Origin of the sequence: Escherichia sp. KCJ4928, assembly GCF_004352695.1 — a bacterium.
Taxonomy (GTDB): domain Bacteria; phylum Pseudomonadota; class Gammaproteobacteria; order Enterobacterales; family Enterobacteriaceae; genus ECMA0423.
This window is the reverse complement of sequence record NZ_SJWV01000317.1, coordinates 1-2717: the sequence shown is the minus strand read 5'-3', so window position 1 is coordinate 2717 and position 2717 is coordinate 1. Positions and strand designations below refer to the sequence as shown.

The 2717-nt window shown below is 49.6% G+C and carries 2 protein-coding genes and 1 pseudogene; 1 reads left to right on the top strand and 2 read right to left on the bottom strand.

What is annotated here, in order from left to right; translation table 11 throughout:
- On the top strand, nucleotides 1–460 hold a 460-nt coding region (locus tag E0D98_RS23115), incomplete at its 5' end, for a zeta toxin family protein (RefSeq protein ID WP_205713029.1).
- A gap of 35 nt (nucleotides 461–495) precedes the next feature.
- Here the strand turns inward: E0D98_RS23115 and E0D98_RS23110 are convergent.
- Together E0D98_RS23110 and E0D98_RS23105 are read right to left on the bottom strand one after the other, a co-directional pair.
- Nucleotides 496–1287, bottom strand: a complete 792-nt coding sequence (locus E0D98_RS23110; RefSeq protein ID WP_001130548.1) for a nucleotidyltransferase domain-containing protein — start codon at nucleotides 1285–1287, stop codon at nucleotides 496–498.
- A 5-nt stretch (nucleotides 1288–1292) separates the two neighbouring features.
- Nucleotides 1293–2420: pseudogene (locus E0D98_RS23105) on the bottom strand (slipin family protein).
- Between the last annotated feature and the right edge of the window lie 297 nt (nucleotides 2421–2717).

Below are 2717 nucleotides of genomic sequence, written 5' to 3'. Positions count from 1 at the left end.
AAATTATGGGGATGATTTTGTTACCCATACAGCGAAATTTTCCGGCGAAACGGTCGAACGTGCAATTGAGAGAGCGATAGTCAGTAAACTCAACATTGTTGTCGAAGGAACATTTCGTAATGCCGCGACGCCGTTACAAACATTAAAAAAACTCAAAGATGCAGGCTACCAAACAGAAGTCATGATAAAAACAACCTCAGCGGCATTAAGCTGGGAAAGCACCAATGAACGGTATAGTAAGGACAAAGAGGCGGGAAATATTGCCCGAAAAGTGGATAAAAACCACCATGATATCGTCACCGGTTTGCTGGCAGAAAATGCCCGCAAGGTGTTTGCTTCGAACCTGTCAGATAAGTTTGCGGTGTATTCGCGTGAGAAGATGATATTTAGTTCACAAGCGGCAACGAATGACGATATTGCAACACTTATACAGAATGAAATCAGCGGGAATACACAATAATAATAAGAGCTGATGGCGTGAAATAACGCCGGGCATCACGCCCGGCGCATTACCGTCTGGTACATTAAGCTATCCAGTTCCTTAACGTCCCCTTCTCTGCTATCCGGTAACAGCGGTGGAATTTCCCCACGCGCCAGTTCCGCACGAATAAACGCATGTAACAATGGACGGCGCGGACCATATTCCGCTTCTCCTGCGCGCTGTTTACGTTCCAGTAATTCGTCTATTTCTGCACGTAACGGCGCATCAAGTTCGCTTCCCGCCAGTAGCTCAGCAAAGCGCATTGGCGGTACGCCTTTTCCCGCTTCAACCCAACGCACGGCCAGCAGCGGACGCAGCACGTAAAAGTATTTTTTCAGCCGCACTTCGTCGCCTTGTAAATAACCGCGAAAGTTTTTCCGCGCCATCGAATAATAATGCCAACGCGCACGCAGCGGAGAAAACCACTTCGGCACCATTGCCTTAAGCGCCGTTATCGTTTCTTCATCTTGTTGATAGACCACAGGAGAATCCAGCCATTCTATCAGCGTCGGATTCGCACCTTTCAATAATCCCAGCGCCTTGCGCCACTCCCAGCCTGAAACATCTAACTCGTCGTCAATAGGCAACTCAATAACATCGCGCGGCGCCTCTACTCGCAGATACCATTCCAGCGGGTGAACATACAAAAACCGTACATCGTAGTCGCTGTCGGGCGAGGCAAATCCCCAGCCGCGGCTCCCTGATTCACAGGCGTACAGTACTTTCACATCATACCGCCGTTCAATTTCTCTTAACTGCTGCGATACCCTTTCTCGCATCGCAGCACTGACTCCATTTAATGGCATGTTACTCACCCTTTGATATTAACCAACCCATGCAGAACCTGATCCAGACCGCCAAATACAGAGATGTTATCGATCCGTTCAGCCACTCTCTCCAGCGTTTCCAGTTCTTTTAAGCGTAACGCTACCGGGTTGTTTTCCATGACTTTAGCGGTATTGAGTAACGAACGCGTCGCTGCCGTTTCTTCACGTCGGCGAATCACATTGGCCTGCGCGGATTTCTCCGCCTCAACCAGCTGCGCAAGGATATTTTTCATATCGCCAGGCAGGACGATATCTTTCACCCCTAACGAGGCAATCTACATACCAAATGGCAACATGCGCGATTTCACCTGTTCGCTGACAACGTCATCAATGACCTGTTTATCTTCCAGCAATTCATCCAACGTACGCGTACCTACCGCTTCACGCAGGGCAAATTGCAATTCCCGATACAAATGATCAATCGGCTTCGTTAACTGACTAAATGCCAGCAACACGTCGCTGTAGCGCCAGTTAGCGGCGAGGTTAATCCGCAGATTGACCTTATCTTTCGTTAAGATTTCTTGCCCGCTGACTTCCAGTACCTGCAAGCGGGTGTCAACCACTTCAGCGTCAACCAGATGGTTAATTTTCCAGTATGCGGTCAGCCCCGGCGGTAACAGCGCCTGCGTTTCACCATCGATTTTCAGCACGCCTACATGCCAGGCCGGAACCTGCACCGTGAGTATCGCATCGCGGCCTTTAACTGCCCCTTTGCGCCGTGGTTGCAATACCGCATTCATCACCTCCGTTTGTACCTGGACTTGCTGCGTATTCATCCGCACCAGTGTCAAATCATCCTCTACACGCCAGTACAAACGGCGCGTTGATGGCGGCAGGATCTCCTGCAAAATACCGTCCATATACAACGCCCCGGCTTCAATCTCCGACAAGTCTGCCACCAGGCAATATTTCTCCACCCAATCAGGCTGAAAGCGGCGCAAATAATCCGCCAGCACGTCGGGAACTTCGCTGCCATCGAGCGTAATCAGCAAGACTTCTGGCGTATTTAACCAGGGTAAAAGATGCTCGCCTGCATGTAGCACTTTGTAGTAATCGCCGTTTCTGGAGAGTAATGCCAGCTGATCTTTTCTTACGCTTATTTTTTTAATCATTATCTATTCCTTGCTTAACAGCCGTCGCGGAAGCAGACACGAAGCGACAGGGGAATTCCCTTTTGCCTGTTACCCGGCATCTTTATCGGCGACGTTATCGGGGATCGCTGACTGCGCAATCCCTCACTTTTTATTTAATAAGTTAAAACCAGTATTCATTTCAGGAATGAATGTGGGAATCGAACCCATAATTGGCGTCAAAGGCTGACGGAACACGCCCGGAAAACAGCCTGGCCGTTCTTGGTGTGCCGACGGGGTTTGACCCCCTTTGTAATTCAGTTTCAACGCGTACGAGAT